General features: G+C 71.1%; 15 protein-coding genes and 1 pseudogene. 11 read left to right on the top strand and 5 right to left on the bottom strand.

Annotated elements, in window-relative coordinates; all coding sequences use genetic code 11:
• Nucleotides 1–2 precede the first annotated feature (2 nt).
• Nucleotides 3–305 (top strand): GNAT family N-acetyltransferase, encoded by a 303-nt coding sequence (locus FHX40_RS01555; protein ID WP_142257945.1) that lies wholly within the window; start codon nucleotides 3–5, stop codon nucleotides 303–305.
• Between the two features lie 218 nt (nucleotides 306–523).
• On the opposite strand, the gene FHX40_RS01550 is transcribed toward FHX40_RS01555, so the two are convergent.
• Together FHX40_RS01550 and FHX40_RS01545 are read right to left on the bottom strand one after the other, a co-directional pair.
• On the bottom strand, nucleotides 524–2,116 hold the full coding sequence (locus FHX40_RS01550; protein WP_211350130.1) for a sensor histidine kinase: 1,593 nt from the start codon (nucleotides 2,114–2,116) through the stop codon (nucleotides 524–526).
• On the bottom strand, nucleotides 2,113–2,805 hold the full coding sequence (locus FHX40_RS01545) for a response regulator transcription factor (RefSeq protein ID WP_268241041.1): 693 nt from the start codon (nucleotides 2,803–2,805) through the stop codon (nucleotides 2,113–2,115). The genes FHX40_RS01550 and FHX40_RS01545 overlap by 4 nt, the downstream gene beginning before the upstream one ends.
• Before the next feature lie 233 nt (nucleotides 2,806–3,038).
• Between FHX40_RS01545 and FHX40_RS01540 the strand changes: the two genes are divergently transcribed.
• Nucleotides 3,039–5,213: an MMPL family transporter gene (locus FHX40_RS01540; protein WP_142257944.1), complete on the top strand. Its 2,175-nt coding sequence runs from the start codon at nucleotides 3,039–3,041 to the stop codon at nucleotides 5,211–5,213.
• 8 nt (nucleotides 5,214–5,221) lie between these two features.
• Here the strand turns inward: FHX40_RS01540 and FHX40_RS01535 are convergent, their stop codons facing one another.
• The gene (locus FHX40_RS01535; protein ID WP_142257943.1) at nucleotides 5,222–6,400 is read right to left on the bottom strand and encodes a hypothetical protein; all 1,179 of its coding nucleotides are present in this window, start codon (nucleotides 6,398–6,400) and stop codon (nucleotides 5,222–5,224) included.
• Between the two features lie 667 nt (nucleotides 6,401–7,067).
• Here FHX40_RS01535 and FHX40_RS01530 point away from each other — a divergent pair.
• Both FHX40_RS01530 and fxsT read left to right on the top strand, forming a co-directional pair.
• Nucleotides 7,068–7,370, top strand: a complete 303-nt coding sequence (locus FHX40_RS01530) for a hypothetical protein (protein ID WP_170198650.1) — start codon at nucleotides 7,068–7,070, stop codon at nucleotides 7,368–7,370.
• A gap of 206 nt (nucleotides 7,371–7,576) precedes the next feature.
• Nucleotides 7,577–10,489 carry an FxSxx-COOH system tetratricopeptide repeat protein gene (gene fxsT, locus FHX40_RS01525; RefSeq protein ID WP_170198675.1) on the top strand — a complete coding sequence of 971 codons (2,913 nt, stop codon included), beginning with the start codon at nucleotides 7,577–7,579 and terminating at the stop codon, nucleotides 10,487–10,489.
• Here the strand turns inward: fxsT and FHX40_RS01520 are convergent.
• Together FHX40_RS01520 and FHX40_RS01515 are read right to left on the bottom strand one after the other, a co-directional pair.
• The gene (locus tag FHX40_RS01520) at nucleotides 10,486–10,875 is read right to left on the bottom strand and encodes an ATP-binding protein (protein WP_142257940.1); all 390 of its coding nucleotides are present in this window, start codon (nucleotides 10,873–10,875) and stop codon (nucleotides 10,486–10,488) included. The genes fxsT and FHX40_RS01520 overlap by 4 nt on opposite strands.
• Before the next feature lie 192 nt (nucleotides 10,876–11,067).
• The gene (locus FHX40_RS01515; RefSeq protein WP_142257939.1) at nucleotides 11,068–11,391 is read right to left on the bottom strand and encodes a hypothetical protein; all 324 of its coding nucleotides are present in this window, start codon (nucleotides 11,389–11,391) and stop codon (nucleotides 11,068–11,070) included.
• A gap of 154 nt (nucleotides 11,392–11,545) precedes the next feature.
• Here FHX40_RS01515 and FHX40_RS01510 point away from each other — a divergent pair, with 154 nt between their 5' ends.
• The 7 genes and pseudogenes from FHX40_RS01510 to FHX40_RS01480 all read left to right on the top strand — a co-directional run bounded on the left by FHX40_RS01510 (nucleotide 11,546) and on the right by FHX40_RS01480 (nucleotide 18,778).
• Complete coding sequence (locus tag FHX40_RS01510) at nucleotides 11,546–12,409, top strand: helix-turn-helix domain-containing protein (RefSeq protein WP_142257938.1); 864 nt, start codon at nucleotides 11,546–11,548, stop codon at nucleotides 12,407–12,409.
• 13 nt (nucleotides 12,410–12,422) lie between these two features.
• Nucleotides 12,423–12,629, top strand: a complete 207-nt coding sequence (locus tag FHX40_RS01505; protein WP_142257937.1) for a DUF397 domain-containing protein — start codon at nucleotides 12,423–12,425, stop codon at nucleotides 12,627–12,629.
• Nucleotides 12,630–12,761: 132 nt separating this feature from the next.
• The gene (locus FHX40_RS01500) at nucleotides 12,762–12,971 is read left to right on the top strand and encodes a DUF397 domain-containing protein (protein WP_142257936.1); all 210 of its coding nucleotides are present in this window, start codon (nucleotides 12,762–12,764) and stop codon (nucleotides 12,969–12,971) included.
• Nucleotides 12,972–13,185: 214 nt separating this feature from the next.
• Nucleotides 13,186–15,276 (top strand): annotated as a pseudogene (locus FHX40_RS01495) (thioredoxin domain-containing protein).
• Nucleotides 15,277–15,422: 146 nt separating this feature from the next.
• Nucleotides 15,423–16,808, top strand: coding sequence for a Dyp-type peroxidase (locus FHX40_RS01490; protein WP_142257935.1), 1,386 nt, complete (start codon nucleotides 15,423–15,425; stop codon nucleotides 16,806–16,808).
• 236 nt (nucleotides 16,809–17,044) lie between these two features.
• Nucleotides 17,045–17,266 (top strand): hypothetical protein, encoded by a 222-nt coding sequence (locus FHX40_RS01485; protein WP_142257934.1) that lies wholly within the window; start codon nucleotides 17,045–17,047, stop codon nucleotides 17,264–17,266.
• Between the two features lie 465 nt (nucleotides 17,267–17,731).
• Complete coding sequence (locus FHX40_RS01480) at nucleotides 17,732–18,778, top strand: zinc-dependent alcohol dehydrogenase family protein (protein ID WP_142257933.1); 1,047 nt, start codon at nucleotides 17,732–17,734, stop codon at nucleotides 18,776–18,778.
• The last annotated feature ends 7 nt before the right edge of the window (nucleotides 18,779–18,785 follow it).

Below are 18,785 nucleotides of genomic sequence, written 5' to 3'. Positions count from 1 at the left end.
TCATGTCCGAGGCCATCGAGGTCGCCGACAACCCACAGGCGGCCCGTTTCGAGGTGCGGCTCGACGGCACGGTCGTCGGCTTCACCGAGTACGTCCTCAAGGGCGGCACCATCATCCTCAGCCACACCGAGGTCCAGCCCGAGTTCGAGGGCCGCGGCCTCGGCGGCCACCTCGCCCGCGCCGCCCTCGACGCCGCCCGCGACGCGGGCCTCCAGGTCATCCCGCGCTGCCCCTTCATCGCCCGCTACATCGACCGCCACCCCGAGTACGCCGACCTCGTCGCCCGTTCCTCCCCCGGCGACTGAGACTCGCCCGCGCGGGGTTAACGTCCACGCAACCGGTTCGGATTCTCCTGCCGTCTTCATAACCCACGGCGACACCGGCCGCCTGGATCATCTGCCTCGTCACACGCCGCTTCCCGGCGGCCCTGCCACCGCCCGCAATCCGGCTTCTCGGCCTGCCAAGCGCACGTTGATGACACACCTGCCAAGGCGCCGCTGGTTCGTCATGCCGCATCGGCGGGCTAGGCGTGGGCGTCGGGTTCGCCGGGCGGAGCCGGCCCGGAGCGGCCGGCCATCGGTTGGGCGGACCTGACGTCGAGAGGAAGGCGGATCTCGAAGGTGGCACCCGGGCCGCCGGGGCGGAGTGCGGCGGTGCCGCCGTGGGCCTGGGCGATGGCGGCGACGATGGCGAGGCCGAGGCCGGTGCCGCCGCCGGTGCGGGAGCGGGCGGGGTCGGCGCGGTAGAAGCGGTCGAAGACGTGGGGGGCGTGGTCGGCGGGGATGCCGGGGCCCTCGTCGCGGACCTCGATCACGGCGGAGTCGTGCTCGGCGCGCAGGGTGACGGTCGCGGGGGTGCCGGGCGGGGTGTGGTCGCGGACGTTGGCGAGGAGGTTGTCGAGGAGCTGGCGGAGGCGGACCGCGTCGCCCTGGACCGGGAGCGGGGTCCCGGCGTGCAGGGTGAGGGGGCGCTCGGGGTCGACGGCGCGGGCGGCGGCGACCGCGTCGGCGGCGAGGCCGGTGAGGTCCAGCGGCGCACGGTCGAGGGGGCGGCCCTGGTCGAGGCGGGCGAGGAGGAGCAGCTCGTCGACGAGCACGCCCATGCGCCGGGCCTCGGACTCGATGCGGTCCATGGTCTTGGCGAGGTCGGCGGGGCGTTCGGCCGCGCCCCGGCGGAAGAGTTCGGCGTAGCCGCGGACGGTGGCGACCGGGGTGCGCAGTTCGTGGGAGGCGTCGGCGATGAAGCGGCGCAGTCGTTCCTCGGAGGCCTCTCGTTCGCGGAAGGCGGCCTCGATCTGGCCGAGCATCGCGTTGAGGGCCAGGCCGAGGCGGCCGGCCTCGCTGTGCGGGTCGGCGGGCTCGACCCGGCGGGTGAGGTCGCCGTCGCCGATCGCCTTGGCGGTGGCGGCGATCCGGTCGAGGGGCAGCAGGGCGCGGCGGATCGCCCGGTACGCGATGACGGCGAGGGTGACGAGGGCGGCGACCGTGATGGCGAAGTGCACGCCGGTGAGCCTGCCGTTGAACGCGTCGTACTCGTCGGTGCGCGTCCCGACGACGAGCACCCGGCCGTCGGGCAGCCACGATCCGCGCAACCACCAGTCGGAGGCGCCGGGGAACGGCCCGCCGTCGCGGCCCGGGCCCTCGCGGGCGAACCGTGCGCCGTCGGGGCTGCCGGCGGTGCGCGGTCCCGGCCACCAGGGGCGTGCGGTCACCGGGCCGTCGATGGGCGGGGACCCGTCGAGCGCGACGGTCTGCACCGGCCGCCCGTCCGCGGTGTGCACCTGGACGAAGGAGGGCCCGCCGGCGCGGCCGAGCGCGCGCAGCATCGCCTCGCCGTCGCCGCCAAGGGCGAGGGTGCGGCCGTCCGCGAGCAGGGGCGTCAGATCGGCGGCGAACGTGGTCAATCGTTCCCGCGCCCGCTCGGCTCCCGCGTCGCGGACCACCGCCCACGTGGCGAACGGCACCGCGAACAGCCCGGCGACGAGCAGGGCCAGGACCGTCACGGTCAGCCGGGTCCGCAGCGACCACGGGCGTCTCCGGACGCGGCGGTCCGGTCCGGCGTCGCCCTCGGCGCCGGTGAGGGCGCGCAATTCCTTGGTGGGTCGTCTCCCGTTCATCGCTCGGTCAGGGCTTCGGCCCGGGGCAGGCGGAGCACGTACCCGACGCGGGGCACGGTGTGGATGAGGGGCGGGCCGGTGGCGTCGATCTTGCGGCGGAGGTAGCTGACGTAGGTCTGCACGACGCCGTCGTTGCCGTTGAAGTCGTAGGCCCAGACGTGGTCGAGGATCTGGCGTTTGGTGAGCACGCGGCCCGCGTTGGCGACCAGGTAGCGCAGCAGGCGGAACTCGGTCGGGGTGAGCTCGACGAGGCGGCCGCCGCGCCGTACCTCGTAGGCGGCGTCGTCGATCTCCAGGTCGGCGTAGCGGAGCCGCTCGGCAGGGCGGGTACGGCGGAGCACGACGCGCACGCGGGCGATCAGTTCCTCGAGGCTGAACGGCTTGGTCACGTAGTCGTCGCCGCCCGAGGTGAGGCCGGTGATCTTGTCCTCGGTGGCGTCCCTGGCGGTGAGGAAGACGACCGGGACCTCCTCGCCGCGGGCCCGCATGCGACGGCACGCCTCGATGCCGGAGATGTCGGGCAGCATGACGTCGAGGATCACCAGGTCGGGCCGGAAGCCCGTCACCTGGGCGAGCGCGTCGGCGCCCGTGCCGGCGACGGCCACCTCGAAGCCCTCGTAACGGAGGGCCATGGCCACGAGGTCGGCGAGGTTGGGTTCGTCGTCCACGACGAGAATGCGTGCGGTCACACCCTCAGTCTCGCCCGCGGTTCTTAGAAAGCCCTGTGGCCGCGAGCACGTTGTGGATAACCCGAGGCCTGTGGACAACCGGCGGGCGCGCCGTACCCCCACGACCGTGCACACCGGTGCATATCCGGCGGCCAGGCCCCGATGTACGGCGTGGCCGAATCGTGGCCGTGTTCACCGAGCGCTCTGACCGTCGTCACAGGGCCACTGAAGATCACGCCGGTGCACTGGGGCCCATGACCCGTTTCGCCACATTCGTCCTACGGCACAAGCTGCTCGTCGTACTCGCCTGGCTCGCCGTGGCGGTCGCGGGCGGCTTCGCCGCCACGCGCATCGAGGACCGGCTGACGCCGGACTTCGCCCAGCCCGGGCTGGCCGGGTTCGAGGCCAACCAGACCCTGCAGCGCCTGTACGGCACGGGCGGCGACGACCCGCCGCTCGTCGCGGTGATCGGCCTGCCGCCGGGGAAGACCGTCGACGACCCGGGCATGCGCGAGGCGATCGCCCGGCCGTTCGCCGCGGTGGCCGAACGGCTGCAGGCCCGCACCCTGAGCTACCCCGACACCGGCGACCGCGCGTTCGTGTCCGCCGACGGCCGCACCACGTTCGGGATCGTCTACACCTCGCCGACCTCCGGGTTCGGCGGGGACGACCTCACCGGCCCGGTCGCGCAGATCATGCGCCCGGCGCTGCCGCCCGGCGCGACCGTGCAGGTCACCGGCCTGGAGGCGCTGTCGGAGTCCGAGGCCGCGGGCGAGGGCGTGAGCGTGTTCGTCGAGGTGGTGGTCGGCGGCGTCGGCGCGCTCGTGGTGCTGCTCGTGGTGTTCGGCTCGGTGCTCGCGGTCGTCCCGCTGGTGATCGCCGTCATCTCGGTCCTGGTGAGCTTCCTCGCCCTGTACGGCCTGACCGGCGTCACCGACGTGCACATGATCGTGCAATACGTCGTCGCCCTGCTCGCCCTCGGCGTGGCGATCGACTACTCGCTGCTGCTCGTCACCCGCTGGCGCGAGGAACGCGCCCGCGGCCACAAGGGCGACGCCGCGGTCATCCGGGCGATGGCCACCGCCGGGCGCTCGGTCGTGGTCAGCGGCGGCGCGGTCGGCCTCGGTCTGATCGCGATGATGGTGCTGCCCGTGCCGTACCTGCGCAGCGTGGGGTACGGCGGCGCGCTGATCCCGCTGGTGAGCGTGCTCGCCGTGCTCACCCTGCTGCCGGTGGTGCTCGCCACGGCGGGCGCCCGCATGGACCGGCCGCGCCGTACCGCGGCGAGCGCGCTCCCGGGGGCCTCGGGCGGGCGGCGGTGGCAGGCGTGGGGCCGGCTGGTGATCCGGTTCCGCCGCTCGGTGCTGGCGGGCACCGCCGTGCTGCTCGTGGCGCTGGGCTGCGCCGCGTTCGGGCTGCGGCTGGGCGAGCCGCAGAGCTCGTCGCTGCCGAAGGCCGGGCCGGCGTACGAGGGCCTGGTGAGCCTGCGGGACGCCGGGTTCCCCACCGGCGTGCTCACCCCGATGGACGTGATCCTGCCGCCCGGCGTCGATCCCGAGGCGGAGGCCGCCCGCCTCGCCCGCGTGCCGGGCGTGCTCACGGTCGCCGCGCCCGCGGACTGGCGCGCGAACGGCACCGCGCTGCTCGCCGTACTCCCCGAGGCGGAGAGCGGCACCGAGGCGGGCAGGCGGACGATCACCGAGGTGCGCCGCACGGTCGCGCCGGGCGCGCAGGTCGCCGGGGAGGGCGCGCAGAGCATCGACTTCGTCGACGCGGTGTACGGCTCGTTCCCGGCGATGCTCGCGCTGATCGCCGTGGTCACCTACCTGGTGCTGGTCCGCGCGTTCCGGTCGCTGCTGCTGCCGCTCAAGGCGGTGCTGCTCAACCTGCTGTCGGTGGCCGCCGCGATCGGGGCGATGGTGCTGGTCTGGCAGTACGGCTACGGCTCCGACCCGATCTTCGGGCTCGCCGCCACGGGCGCGTTGCCGGAGTTCATCCCGGTGATGGTGTTCGCCTTCCTGTACGGCCTGTCCATGGACTACGAGGTGTTCCTGCTGGCCAGGATGCGGGAGGAGTACGACCGGACCGGGTCGACCACGGCGGCGATCACGTACGGGCTGGGCCGTACCGGGCGGCTGGTGACCAGCGCGGCGCTCATCCTCTTCCTCGCGCTCGTCTCGCTTGCCGCCGCGCCGGAGCCCGAGGTGAAGATCTTCGCCACCGGGCTCGGGGTCGGCATCCTGCTCGACGCCACCGTGGTCCGGGCGCTGCTCGTGCCCGCGTTCGTCTCGGTCATGGGCCGGTGGAACTGGTGGCTGCCCACCTGGGCGGCCCGCCTGCTGCGGGTGCCGCCCACGGCCGCCGTGCCGTACGGCAGGGCCGAGGACGACGGCGAGCGCGCCCCGATCGCCGGGCCGCCCGCGCGCTGACGTAGGGGTCAGTCCGCGGACCAGGAGCGCTCGAGCGCCTTCGGCAGCCCCCACCAGCCGAGCGGGGTGAGCACGTCGTTGGCGTCGACGATGCCGAGCACCCGCCACAGCGGGGTGACCGCGGCGAACAACGCCTCGGTGGCCTCGATGTCGTCGGCGGCGTCGAAGTCGCCGTACGCGTCGCCGAACTCGCCGAGGTCGATCTCCACGTCCTCGGACTCGGCGACCATCCGGGCCAGCCGCTCCGGCGAGGCGAGCACCCCGGGACCGCGCCGGGCGAGCGCGGCCACGGCCGCGAGCCAGTCGGCGTACTCGATCCCGCACAGCGAGGCGAGCGCCGACTCCTCGCGGCCGACCTCGCCGTTCAGCTCGGCGAGCTCCTCGGTGCGCTCGTCATCCGGCAGGTCGGAGATCGGGCCCGCGATGCCGGCGGCGACGGCGAGCCAGAGCTCCTCGTCGTCCTCCGGCATGGGCAGCTCGTCGAACCCCGCGCAGGCGCGCAGCACGTTGCCCGGGTACCCGGGCTCGGCCAGCACGGCGCGGAGCCGTACCGCGGCGGCGCGCAGCTCGGCGTCCGGTCGCGGCGGCTCGGGCAGCTCGGCGAGGATGCGGCGCAGCTCCTCCAGCGCGTACGCCTCCTCCTCGTGCCGCTCGGCGAGCAGCGTCTCGTCCTCCTCGTCGAGCACCGCCTCGCTCGGCACCCGGCCGTCCGGCAGCGGCGTCTCCAGCCACCGCTCCTGCAGCTCCTCGTACACGGCCCGGGCCTCGGCGTCGTCAACGGCGAGCCGGTCGGGGTCGATCACCCCGGCGGCCACCTGCTCCTCCAGGTAGGCGACGAGCCGCTGGTGCATCTCGGCGGCCACCGGCCCGCGTTCGTCCTCGTCGGCCCACACGAAGTACCCGCGGGTGAGCAGCATCGGCTCGGTCCCCGTGGACTCCAGCCACCGCTGCACGTCGCCCACGGTCGCGTTACCGGACTCGATGCTCATGAGCGTCCGCTTCGCGGACTCCCAGAACACCGGCGACAGCGGGTTGCCTGCCTCCTCCATCTCGCGCCGCAGCGCCGGCAACGCCACGAGCGCCCTCCCCGACGACGTCGCGAGCAGCGCCCGGGCCACGTCCCGCCGGGTCAGCTCCTCCGGCGCCCGCCCGGCCCGCTTGCTCACGAACTCCAGATCCGGCTCCACGCTCAGCGAGCCTACGCGGCACCGTCACATCCCGAAAAGCACGGTCCGCCGGGAAACGTCCGCGTCACTCACGGCCGCGAGGCCCGCTCCGCCATAGCCGAGTCCGCCGGGATTGCGCCGCAGGCCATAGGGAAGTTCACATTGTTTCCTCAAGTATGGGCGGCTCTTTGCATTATCGCGGTCGCCGACGCCTACCGGAAGGCCGGCGACCCCGACCGCGCCATGTCCCTGTGCGAACGCAACCCCACCGATGCAGAGCGATCGCCGGGTGATGTCGCCCGGCTCACCGAGACGGTGAGGAACAGGCTCGGCACGGACAAGAGCGGCGCTCAGGATGACTAGTTTGCGATTCGAAGATCATGGCCTGACCATCGACAGGATGAGATCTCCGAGCGTTCGACCAGGCAGGCGGCGCGACGCTGAGCCCTCGCGGTCGGCGTACCGGCGACAAGACGGCTGAGGGAACCTGCGCCGTCACCACTCGAAAACGAGTCCCTCACATCGGACTTCCTGTTCGGAACAGCCATTCTCGACCAGTTCCCCGAAAACGTCACGATTCGCACCCTCTGAGCCGCCGTACACATAGCCGGACAGGTAGCCGCCCGAGTTTGGCGCCCAAACCGTCAACACTTTGCGTGATCATGCAAAACGCCCGATGATGACGGACATGCGCGGCCGCGTGTTCATGTGGGGCGGGGCGATCGTCACGTTGGCGGCGCTCTCGGCCTTGACCGTCCATTTCGTCCACGTAGGACTCGACGACGCGGACAAACTCGCCAGCGTGCTCGGGCTGTTCGTGGCGGTCGCCGGGCTCTGGGCGTCGGTGTACGGCCTGCGAACCGAACGGCAACGCCGCGACGAGCGAAACGGCCGGCACACACCGCCTGCGCAGGGGCGGTCGATCACGATCTCGGGTGACAACAACGGGATCGCCTCGACCGGCGACAACACGACCAATATCCAGCGATGACACCCTGGCCTCTCTGGCGGCGTCGCCCGCAATCGGACAAACCCTCGGAAGCCCGTTCTCCCGGGGCATCACCCGCTGCCGAGCCGTTCCCGCCATCTGCCGACGGATCGAATGAGGAGGCGACACTCGGCTCCCGAGCGGTATGGCTGGGAGACGGGAACCGCGGGATCATCTCCACAGGTGATAACACCGTCAACTGGCAGACAATGCTGCCCGCCGAGGCGTTGCGCCCGGTCGAGGAGGTGGCCGCTCCGCGGAACCTCGTCAACCTGCCCGTTCAGGCAGAGTTGTTCGTCGGGCGTGAAAAGGATCTCTCCGACCTCGAGCGGGCGCTCGATGGACAAAGCCGGGTCGTCGTCGCCGCGGTGCACGGGCTGGGCGGCATCGGGAAATCGACACTGGCCGCCCGTTACGCCATGAAAAAAGCCAGATCCGGGACGTACAACCCGGTGTGGTGGATCATCGCCGACAGCCCTGCCTCCATCGAAGCCGGGCTTGCGGAGCTGGCGGCGGCACTGCAGCCGGAACTCGCCGACGTACTGCCGTCGGCCGCGCTGACCAAGCGGGCGATCGCCTGGCTCGCCTGCCACTCCGACTGGCTGCTCTTGCTCGACAACGTGACCAAGCCCGATCACGTCGCTGATCTGATGGGGCGCATCTCAGCCGGGAAGCTGCTGGTGACCAGCCGACTCGGCGCGGGATGGCACCGCTTGGGCGCCTCAGTGTTGCGGCTGGATGTGTTGAGCGAGAAAGAGGCGGTCGACCTGTTGACCCGGATCGTCACCCATGACGGCACCGACGTCGATCTCGACGGCGCGAAGGAGCTGGTGCGCGAGCTGGGCTGTCTGCCGCTGGCCATCGAGCAGGCGGGCGCCTACATCCATCAAAACCGTCTGTCGCCACGCGCGTATCTGGGCCTGCTGCAGAGGTATCCCGCCCAGATGTTCGAGCAGGTCGCGCAGGGCGGCGACAGCGCGCGCACCATCGCCCGGGTCTGGCGGGTCACACTCGATCAGCTCACCGGTATACCCCTCGCCGGCGACCTGCTACGGGTTCTGGCCTGGTATGGGCCCGAAGCGATCCCTCACGTACTGCTCGAGGGCTTCGCCGAACCTCCACAACTCCAGCAGGCTCTCGGCGCACTGTCCGCGTACAACATGATCAACAATGACAGGTCGGGCATCACCGTGCACCGCCTTGTGCAGGCCGTCACCCGTACTCCCGATCCCGCCGACCCCCACCGCCGTCCTGAGGACATTCGTCACGCCCTGCACCAGGCCATCACCCTCATCAGCGCAGCCCTGCCGTCGACCCCGTACAACGACCCGACCAGCTGGCCTCGATGGCGGACCCTAGTCCCGCACATCGCCGCTTTGGTTGCCCACGCCCCTGCTGACACCGAGACCGTCGACCTTGCGCGACTGTTCAACGAAAGCGGCCTCTTCCTGATTGGCCAGGGCGATGCCCGCCGTGCCATCGACTGTTTTGAGCGCGCACTTGACGTCATCGAGAAAGTGAGGGGACATGACCATCCCGACACCCTCACCTCACGCAACAACCTCGCCGGCGCCTACGAATCGGCCGGGGACCTCAACCGCGCCATCCCCCTGTACGAACGCACCCTCGCAGATACCGAGCGCATCCTCGGCCCCGACCACCCCAACACCCTCACCTCACGCAACAACCTCGCCGGCGCCTACGAATCGGCCGGGGACCTCAACCGCGCCATCCCCCTGTACGAACGCACCCTCGCAGATACCGAGCGCATCCTCGGCCCCAACCACCCCAACACCCTCACCTCACGCAACAACCTCGCCTACGCCTACGAATCGGCCGGGGACCTCAACCGCGCCATCCCCCTGTTCGAACGCACCCTGGCCGACCGCGAGCGCATCCTCGGCCCCGACCACCCCGACACCCTCACCTCACGCAACAACCTCGCCTACGCCTACGGAGCGGCCGGGGACCTCAACCGCGCCATCCCCCTGTACGAACGCACCCTCGCAGATACCGAGCGCATCCTCGGCCCCGACCACCCCGACACCCTCACCTCACGCAACAACCTCGCCGGCGCCTACGAATCGGCCGGGGACCTCAACCGCGCCATCCCCCTGTTCGAACGCACCCTGGCCGACCGCGAGCGCATCCTCGGCCCCGACCACCCCGACACCCTCATCTCACGCAACAACCTCGCCGGCGCCTACGAATCGGCCGGGGACCTCAACCGCGCCATCCCCCTGTTCGAACGCACCCTGGCCGACCGCGAGCGCATCCTCGGCCCCGACCACCCCGACACCCTCATCTCACGCAACAACCTCGCCGGCGCCTACCGAGCGGCCGGGGACCTCAACCGCGCCATCCCCCTGTACGAACGCACCCTCGCAGATACCGAGCGCATCCTCGGCCCCGACCACCCCAACACCCTCACCTCACGCAACAACCTCGCCGGCGCCTACGAATCGGCCGGGGACCTCAACCGCGCCATCCCCCTGTACGAACGCACCCTCGCAGATACCGAGCGCATCCTCGGCCCCAACCACCCCAACACCCTCACCTCACGCAACAACCTCGCCTACGCCTACGAATCGGCCGGGGACCTCAACCGCGCCATCCCCCTGTACGAACGCACCCTGGCCGACCGCGAGCGCATCCTCGGCCCCGACCACCCCGACACCCTCACCTCACGCAACAACCTCGCCTACGCCTACGGAGCGGCCGGGGACCTCAACCGCGCCATCCCCCTGTACGAACGCACCCTCGCAGATACCGAGCGCATCCTCGGCCCCGACCACCCCGACACCCTGGCCTCACGTAACAACCTCGCCTACGCCTACGGAGCGGCCGGGGACCTCAACCGCGCCATCCCCCTGTACGAACGCACCCTGGCCGACCGCGAGCGCATCCTCGGCCCCGACCACCCCGACACCCTGGCCTCACGTAACAACCTCGCCTACGCCTACGGAGCGGCCGGGGACCTCAACCGCGCCATCCCCCTCTACGAACGCACCCTCGCCGATGCAGAGCGGGTGCTGGGGGATGGCCATCCGATCACTGAGACGGTGAGGAGCAATCTCAGGGCGGTCAAGGACGATGCCTCAGGGGGGAGCTCTCAGGGCTAGTTGAGGGTGAGGGTGGCCCAGACGATTTTGCCGCCTTGGTGGGGCCAGTGGGTGCCCCAGGCGAGGGTTAGGGCGTCGACCAAGAGGAGACCGCGGCCGCCTTCGTCGGTGGGGGTGGCGTCGCGGGGGATTGGGGGGTTGTTCTTCGGGTCCCAGACCTCGATGAGGAGTTCGTCGGTCAGGTTGTGAAGGCAGAGGCAGACGACCGCGAGGTGGTCGTAGAGGTCGCGGTAGCGGGGCTGGGGTGGGATGGGGCCGGCTGCCTTTATTGCGTTGGTCAGGAGTTCGGTGACCACGAGGCCGGCGTCGTCGGCGATGGTGGCCAGGTGCCAGCGGCGGAGCAGGTGGCGGGTATGCATGCGGGCGGTCGCCACCGATGTGGGCATGGCGGGGAGAGCGATGCAGCTTCGGAAGCGGTCTTGGGAGGTGGGGCCGCTTGGGGAGGCGCATCCGCGATGGGGGTGGCCCGCTCGGGGAGTGGCCGGTATCGACGGGTGTGGGGTCAGGGGGCCGTACGGGTCGGGGAGGGGGAGCTCGTGCGACTGCATGGGGGACTCCTGTGGATGACGCGAGTGGGGTCAGGATCTGCGTGTCGAGGTGACCTCGGCGTGAGGCGGCACGTGCTCGCGTATCGCCTGGATCCAGGCGAGTTGGGCGGCGGGATGGTCGTGCTCGGGGTACGGAGCGCAGCCGAGTAGCTGCTCGACCGTCCAGGCGTCCCAGGCGATAATTCGCCAGTTTCGCGAATTCCCCGCTTCGTATGCGCGAAGAATGCTTTCCGCGACGATTCGGACGCCGCGCGACTTTCCAACTCCGAACTCTCCTGTATCGTTCCAATCGCCCGTTTCGCTCCTGGCCTGAACCAGGTAGACAACGGTGCGCGTCGCCTGGGAAGCCGTCATGAACAAAACCGACCTTTCGCACTTCGCCAGCGCGTGACTCCGCATAGGTGGCATGCTTTGCGTTGCTAGGTCCACTGCATGCCGTTTTATGCAGGGCTGCAAGAAGCGCTAATCACGATAGTGGCTTCAGAGCGGGCCGGGAGGGAGTTTTCACATGTCGAGCGGACAGAATCGGGTACGGCGCCGTCAGCTCGTCGCAGAACTGAAAAGGCTTCGCGAAGAGGCGGGACTCACCCAGGAGGAGGTCGCCCGGCAACTGGACTGGCATCACACCAAGGTCTTCCGTATCGAAACCGGCCGTACCGCACCGCACCCGAATGACGTCCGGGTGATGTGCGCCCTCTACGGGGTGACGGACGAGGAACATCTGGCGGCACTGGTTCAACTCGCCAAGGAGTCCCGTAAACGAGGGTGGTGGTACGCATACCGCGACGTTCTGCCCAGCCGATACGAATTCATCATCGGCCTGGAAGAGGAGGCGTACGCCATCCACACTTTCCAACTCGCCGTGGTCCCAGGACTGTTGCAGACCGAGGACTACGCGATGGCTTTGGGCAAGGGCGGGCCACTCGAACTCGACACCGACGAGATCCGGCGGCGCGTCGAGGTACGCATGAACCGTCAGCGCGTGCTCGACAAGCCCGATCGTCCCCAGCTTTGGGCGATCATCGATGAAGCCGCGATCCACCGCGTGGTCGGCGGCCCCAAGGTGATGCTCGCCCAGCTCGAGCACCTGATCACGGCGAGCGAGGCCGGCAAGACGACGATCCAGATCGTCCCCTACACGGTCGGGGCGCACCCGGGGATCTGCGGGCCCTTCGTCATCCTTAAATTCGAGGAACCGTCCGAAACGGACGTTGTTTACATGGAGACCATAGGCGGAAGTATCTCCCTGGATAAGCCAGAAGAGATCCGTAACTACGTCAACGCTTTCGACCACCTGAGAGCGGTGGCCCTCAGCCCTCAGGACACGCGAACTATGCTGATAAGAGCGGCAAAATCCCTAGCCGACGGGTGAAAGGAGATGCCCGATGGCCGACGTGGACCTCTCGGGAGCGGTGTGGCGTAAGAGCAGTCATTCGATGCAGAACGGCGAGTGTGTGGAAGTCGCCGCCGTGGCGAAGGGCCAGGTCGCGGTGCGGGACAGCAAGAACCCGCATGGACCTGCGCTCCTGGTCAGCGCAGCCGACTGGGCGAACTTCATCTCGCAGATCAAGTCGGGTGTACTTGGCCGCTGAATGCGGCGAGTACGCGGTCGGCACGGATCCCGCGGCCGGCCGACTCGCGGCATGCCTGAACAGCCCGCATGACCGGGCGACCGGGTTGACCGGTAAGCAGAGCCGGATGTGCCGAAAATCGGCAGGTGCGCAATGACGTACGAAATCGATCTGTCGGGTGCCATGTGGCGCAAGAGCAGTCATTCGGGGCAGAACGGCGAGTGCGTGGAGGTCGCCGCCCTGGCGGCGGGCCGAGTGGCGGTGCGGGACAGCAAGAATCCGGGCGGAACCGCGCTCGTGGTCAGCGCCGCCGACTGGGCGGCCTTCATCTCGCGGATCAAGTCTGGCGCGCTTGGTCACTGATTCACCGAGCACCAGGCGGGTCCGACGGTCACGCTCTCAACCGTTCGGTAAGCATTCCGGCAGCCGCCGGTTGGTCTTTCTTGGCCGCCCGGTAAGGACGGCATGGTTCGCCGCGCGCAGGCGTGCAGGCATGGGCGGGTACGGCTTTGCCGTACGGCTGCCGCGTCCGCGTCGGCGGGTGGGGTTCGCGGCGGGGGCGTGGCAGGGTGGAGGTATGAACCGGCTACGCGGTGAAACGTCGCCTTATCTGTTACAGCACGCCGACAACCCGGTGGACTGGTGGCCGTGGGGAGAGGAGGCGATGCGAGAGGCCAAGCGGCGGGACGTGCCCATGCTGATCAGCATTGGGTACTCGTCCTGCCACTGGTTAGCCTCTCGCGACCGCTGATGCCATGTGATGGCGCACGAGTCGTTCGAGGATGAGGCGACCGCGGCGCTGATGAACGAGCGGTTCGTCAACGTGAAGGTGGACCGCGAGGAGCGTCCCGACGTGGACGCGATCTACATGACCGCCACCCAGGCGATGACCGGCCAGGGCGGCTGGCCGATGACGGTGTTCGCCACGCCGGACGGGCACCCGTTCTACACGGGCACCTACTTCCCGCGCGCCCAGTTCCAGCGGCTGCTGATCGGGATCTCGGAGGCGTGGCGGAACGACCGCGAGGGCGTGCTCCGCCAGGGCGCCCACGTGGTGCGCGCGCTCACCGAGCACGCCGGCCTGCCGAAGGGGCCGCTGCCGACCCCGGACGACCTGGCGCAGGCCGAGCGGGCGCTCGCCGCGGAGTTCGACCCGATGCACGGCGGGTTCGGCACGGCGCCGAAGTTCCCGCCGTCGATGGTGCTCGAGTTCCTGCTGCGCCGCGGCACCCCGGACGCGATGCGGATCGCGGGCCGGACGCTGGCCGCGATGGCGTACGGCGGCATCTACGACCAGCTCGGCGGCGGGTTCGCGCGGTACAGCGTGGACGCCACCTGGACCGTGCCGCACTTCGAGAAGATGCTCTACGACAACGCCCTGCTGCTGCGCGTCTACACGCACTGGTGGCGGGCGCTCGCCGCGCGCCCGGCGGAGGAGAACCCGGACCGGGACGTCGAGCTGGCGCTGGCCCGGCGGATCGCGCTGGAGACCGCGGACTGGCTGCTCGCCGAGATGCGCACGCCGGAGGGCGGGTTCGCCTCGGCGCTCGACGCGGACAGCGAGGGCGAGGAGGGCAAATTCTACGTCTGGACCCCGGACGAGCTGCGCGCCGTGCTCGGGGACGAGGACGGCGCGTGGGCGTGCCGGGTGTTCGGGGTGACCGACGAGGGCACGTTCGAGCGCGGCACCTCGGTGCTGCGGCTGCTCGCCGACCCGCTCGCCCCCCGGCCCGGCTCCGGCGACCCGGAGGCCCCGGCCGACCCCGACGAGGCCGCGCGGTTCGCGCGGGTGCGCGCCGCGCTGCGCGAGGCCCGCGCCGCCCGGGTACGGCCCGGCCGCGACGACAAGGTGGTCGCGGCGTGGAACGGGCTCACCATCGCCGCGCTCGCCGAGGCCGGGGTGATCTTCGACCGGCCGGACCTCGTCGACGCCGCCCGCGCCGCCGCCGTACTGCTCGACGAGGTGCACGTGGCCGGCGGGCGGCTGCTGCGCACCTCGCGCGACGGGCGGCCCGGGCCGAACGCGGGGGTGCTGGAGGACTACGGCGACGTCGCCGAGGGCCTGCTCACCCTGTACGGCGTGACCGGCGAGACCCGGTGGTTCCGCCGCGCCGGCGAGCTGCTCGACGTGGTGCTCGAGCACTTCCCCGACGGCAAGGGCGGGTTCTACGACACGCCGGACGACGGCGGCGCCGAGCTGTTTCAGCGCCCGCAGGACCCGACCGACAACGCCGCGCCGTCCGGGACCACGGCGGCCGCGGGGGCGCTGCTCACCTACGCCGCGCTCACCGGGTCGGCGCGGCACCGGGAGGCGGCCGAGTCGGCGCTCGGCGTGGTCTCCACGCTCGCCGCGAAGTTCGCCCGGTTCGCCGGGTGGGGGCTCGCGGTCGCCCAGGCCGCCCAGGCCGGGCCGGTCGAGGTGGCGGTGGTCGGCCCGGCGGGCGATCCGCGTACGGCGGAGCTGCACCGGGCCGCGTTCCTCGCCGACGTGCCGGGGGCGGCGATCGCGCTGGGCGAGCCCGCCGACGGCCGGGCCGAGGTGCCGCTGCTCGAGGCGCGCGGCCTGGTGGACGGGCGCCCGGCCGCGTACGTCTGCCGCCGCTTCACCTGCCGCGCCCCGGTCACCACACCGGACGAGCTGCGCGCGGAGCTGGCACAGGGCCGGTGACGCCGCCGGAGGCGAACCCGCCTGAGGCGGCCTCACCGGCCGTTACTGTGCGTAATTTTACCCACCGAGCCAAAAGCATGCCCCAATCACTGGGGACTTACGCAGAAAGGAGGAAGGTCTTTATCAAAGAAAGGGGATAAAAGGGCATGCCGGTCGAACTCGACAATACCGAGCCTCTCGCGTGGAACTCGCCGGATCTGGACGAGGACACCAAGGAGATGCTCGAAACCCTGCAGGCCAACATCCTGCACCCGCATGTCCGGGAGCACCTGTCGGTACTGTTCCTGCACTTCGGCGACGGCGGCGACGGGCGGCGATTCCTGCGGCGCCTGGTTCCGCTCATGAAATCGGCGAAGGAGCATCTACGCGAACTCCGCTCGTTCCGCATGTCGCAAATAAGCGGAACGACGTACGTCGGGGTCGGCATCAGCAAGGCGGGTTACCGCCAAATCGGTGACGCGACGGATCTCTTCACCGACAACGCTTTCCAGGCCGGAATGAAACGGCGCACAAGCACGCTGAACGACCCGCCGGTCGCCGAGTGGGAGGAGCCGTACCGGGAGGAGATCCACGCCGTCATCCTGATCGGCGACGCCACCCCCGAGCCGGTCGCCGCGACCCGCGCCACGATCCTCGAGCTGCTGCCGCCGACGGCCCGGATTCTCGGCGAGGAGACCGGGCTCGGCCAGCGCAACCCGGAGGGCGAGGGCATCGAGCACTTCGGGTACGTCGACGGCCGCAGCCAGCCGCTGTTCCTCGCCGACCAGGTCGCGGCGGAGCCGAAGGACAACTGGAACCCGTTCTTCCCGCTGCGCCACGTGCTGGTGGCCGACCCCCTCGCCCCGAACCCGAACCGGCACTTCGGCAGCTACTTCGTCTTCCGCAAGCTCGAGCAGAACGTGCGGGCGTTCCGCCAGGCCGAGGAGCAGCTCGCCGACCGGCTCGGGCTCACCGGCGAGGACCGCAAGCGCGCCGGCGCCATGCTCGTGGGCCGGTTCCGGGACGGCACGCCGCTGCGGCTGTACGCCAAGCCCGGTGAGGACCCCTCCCCCGCGGTGAACGACTTCAACTACGACGGCGACCCCGGCAACAAGTGCCCGGTCTTCGCGCACATCCGCAAGACCACGCCCCGGGAGTCGAAGGACGGCGGCACGGAGCGCACGCTCGGCGTGATGATGGCCCGCCGCGGCCAGACGTACGGCGTGCGCACCGACAACCCCTGGGACGACGCCCCGCCGGAGACCCGGCCGACCGGCGGCGTCGGCCTGCTGTTCATGGCCTTCAACTCCAGCCTGGTGCGGCAGTTCGAGTTCATGCAGCGCGCCTGGTCGAACAACCCCGACTTCCCGCGGTCCGGCACCGGGCTCGACCCCCTGATCGGCCAGGGCGCCAGGGACGTGCCCGTGCGCTATCCCCTCGCCTGGGGCGGCAACGAGCTCTCCCCGCCGCTGCCGCAGGTCCCCCAGACGGTGACGATGAAGGGCGGCGAGTACTTCTTCATGCCGTCCCTCGCCTACCTCAACAACCTCTGACCCGGACCTCCGGGCGTTCTCCGAGGCCGGGCCCGCCACCGCGGGTCCGGCCTGTCCCGTACCCGCCCACCGGCGTTTTCTCCAGCCGGTCACACCGCCGCCACAGGATCGCCGGCACGCGATCGGATACCGCCGTCACCGCGAGTGATTTTTTGCCCGGTTCAGAACTTTTTCCACGCAATTCCCGACTCACCCATCAGAAGGGAGCAACCCGCCGGCAGACAGGGGTGACGGGCATGCCGGTCGTCCTCGACGACCTCGAACCGCTCGCGTGGGACTCGCCGCATCCGGGCGCGGACACCCAGGCGATGCTCGGCAACGTGCGACCGAACATTCCGCAGCCGCATGTCCGGGACCGCCTGCCGGTGCGGCTCCTGCACCTCCGCGACCCCGACGACGGCGGCGGTTCCCGCGCGGGCCGGGTTCCGCTCATTCGATCGGCGCGCAAGCGCCCCTGAGACCCGGCACGAGGGCCGGATCCGGGCCCGCTCCCCGCACCGCCGGCCCTCCCGGGGCGGCTCCACCGAGCCGTGTTCCCCTTCCGCGAGGCCGGAGCCCTTTCCCCGGACCGAGGGCTCCGGCCTCATCCCGTCTCCGGCCCCGGCCGATCGCCTCCCGCCGCCCCGGTACGGCCAAGCATTGCCGTCCGGTTCGCGAGGTGTGCCCGCTCAGGGGTAGGGGCGGCGTGAGCCGCGTCTCGCACGTCGCGCCGAGCGGGCCGTACCAGACCGGCGCGCCGTACCCGAGCGACCGGACGCGGCCCCAGCTGAACACCGAGCCGGACGACGACCCGAACGCCGGCCGGTCGGCCGCCCGCGCGCCCACCGGCGACGCTCGTGCCGGTCACCCCGCAACCCCGGTACGGCACGGCGTCCGCCGCCCGGCGGCCGTCCCGGCACCCGGCGACCCTGGAGGGCACGATCATGCATGGAGCCGTTCTGTACGCACCGCACGACGTCCGCGTCGAGGACCGGCCCGATCCGGTGATCGAGGAGCCGACCGACGCGATCATCCGCCTCGTGGCGACCTGCATCTGCGGCTCGGACCTGTGGCCGTACCGGGGCGCGGACGAGGTGCCCGCGCCGCGGCCGATGGGGCACGAGTACGTCGGCGTGGTGGAGGAGGTCGGGGACGCGGTCACCACGCTCGAGCCCGGCATGTTCGTGGTCGGCTCGTTCTGGGCCTCCGACAACACCTGCGAGATCTGCCGGTCCGGCTACCAGAGCGGGTGCGTCAACCGGGTGCTCATGGCCACGATCGGCACCCAGTCGCAGCTCGCCCGCATCCCGCTCGCCGACGGCACCCTCGTGCCGACGCCCGAGTCGCCGGAGCCGGACCTGGTGCCGAGCCTGCTCGCCGCCTCCGACGTGCTCGGCACCGGCTGGTTCGGGGCGGACGCCGCCGAGGCCGGGCCGGGCAAGACCGTGGTCGTGGTCGGCGACGGCGCGGTCGGGCTGTGCGCGGTGCTCGCCGCCCGGCACTTCGGCGCGGACCGGATCGTGGCGATGAGCCGCCACCCGACCCGGCAGGAGCTCGCCCGGCACTTCGGCGCCACCGACATCATCGTCGAGCGCGGCGAGGCGGGCGTGGCCCGCATCCGGGAGCTGACCGGCGGGCTCGGCGCGCACAGCGTGGTCGAGGCGGTCGGCACCCAGGAGTCGATGGTGCAGGCGATCCGCTCCACCCGGCCCGGCGGGCACGTCGGGTTCGTCGGCCTCGCCCACGACGTCGCGCTGCCCGGGGACGAGCTGTTCGAGTCCCTGGTGCACCTGCACGGCGGCCCCGCGCCGGTACGCCGCTACCTGCCCGAGCTGATCCGGCTGATCGTCGAGCGGCGGATCGACCCGGGCAAGGTGTTCGACCTCATCCTGCCGCTCGACGCCGCGGCCGAGGGGTACCGGGCGATGGACGAGCGCCGCGCGGTCAAGGTGCTGCTCACCCCGGACGGCGGGGTCCCCTGGGCCGCCTGACCCGCGG

Origin of the sequence: Thermopolyspora flexuosa (assembly GCF_006716785.1) — a bacterium.
Taxonomy (GTDB): Bacteria; Actinomycetota; Actinomycetes; order Streptosporangiales; family Streptosporangiaceae; genus Thermopolyspora; species Thermopolyspora flexuosa.
The sequence above is the reverse complement of the archived record's forward strand: the minus strand, read 5'-3'. Positions and strand labels throughout refer to the sequence as shown.

Coding starts and splice junctions, on each gene's coding strand:
- FHX40_RS01555 (WP_142257945.1), top strand. CDS start 3: ATGTCCGAGGCCATCGAGGTCGCCGACAACCCACAGGCGGCCCGTTTC.
- FHX40_RS01550 (WP_211350130.1), bottom strand. CDS start 2,116: ATGAACGGGAGACGACCCACCAAGGAATTGCGCGCCCTCACCGGCGCC.
- FHX40_RS01540 (WP_142257944.1), top strand. CDS start 3,039: ATGACCCGTTTCGCCACATTCGTCCTACGGCACAAGCTGCTCGTCGTA.
- FHX40_RS01530 (WP_170198650.1), top strand. CDS start 7,068: ATGCGCGGCCGCGTGTTCATGTGGGGCGGGGCGATCGTCACGTTGGCG.
- fxsT (WP_170198675.1), top strand. CDS start 7,577: ATGCTGCCCGCCGAGGCGTTGCGCCCGGTCGAGGAGGTGGCCGCTCCG.
- FHX40_RS01520 (WP_142257940.1), bottom strand. CDS start 10,875: ATGCCCACATCGGTGGCGACCGCCCGCATGCATACCCGCCACCTGCTC.
- FHX40_RS01515 (WP_142257939.1), bottom strand. CDS start 11,391: ATGACGGCTTCCCAGGCGACGCGCACCGTTGTCTACCTGGTTCAGGCC.
- FHX40_RS01510 (WP_142257938.1), top strand. CDS start 11,546: ATGTCGAGCGGACAGAATCGGGTACGGCGCCGTCAGCTCGTCGCAGAA.
- FHX40_RS01505 (WP_142257937.1), top strand. CDS start 12,423: ATGGCCGACGTGGACCTCTCGGGAGCGGTGTGGCGTAAGAGCAGTCAT.
- FHX40_RS01500 (WP_142257936.1), top strand. CDS start 12,762: ATGACGTACGAAATCGATCTGTCGGGTGCCATGTGGCGCAAGAGCAGT.
- FHX40_RS01490 (WP_142257935.1), top strand. CDS start 15,423: ATGCCGGTCGAACTCGACAATACCGAGCCTCTCGCGTGGAACTCGCCG.
- FHX40_RS01485 (WP_142257934.1), top strand. CDS start 17,045: ATGCCGGTCGTCCTCGACGACCTCGAACCGCTCGCGTGGGACTCGCCG.
- FHX40_RS01480 (WP_142257933.1), top strand. CDS start 17,732: ATGCATGGAGCCGTTCTGTACGCACCGCACGACGTCCGCGTCGAGGAC.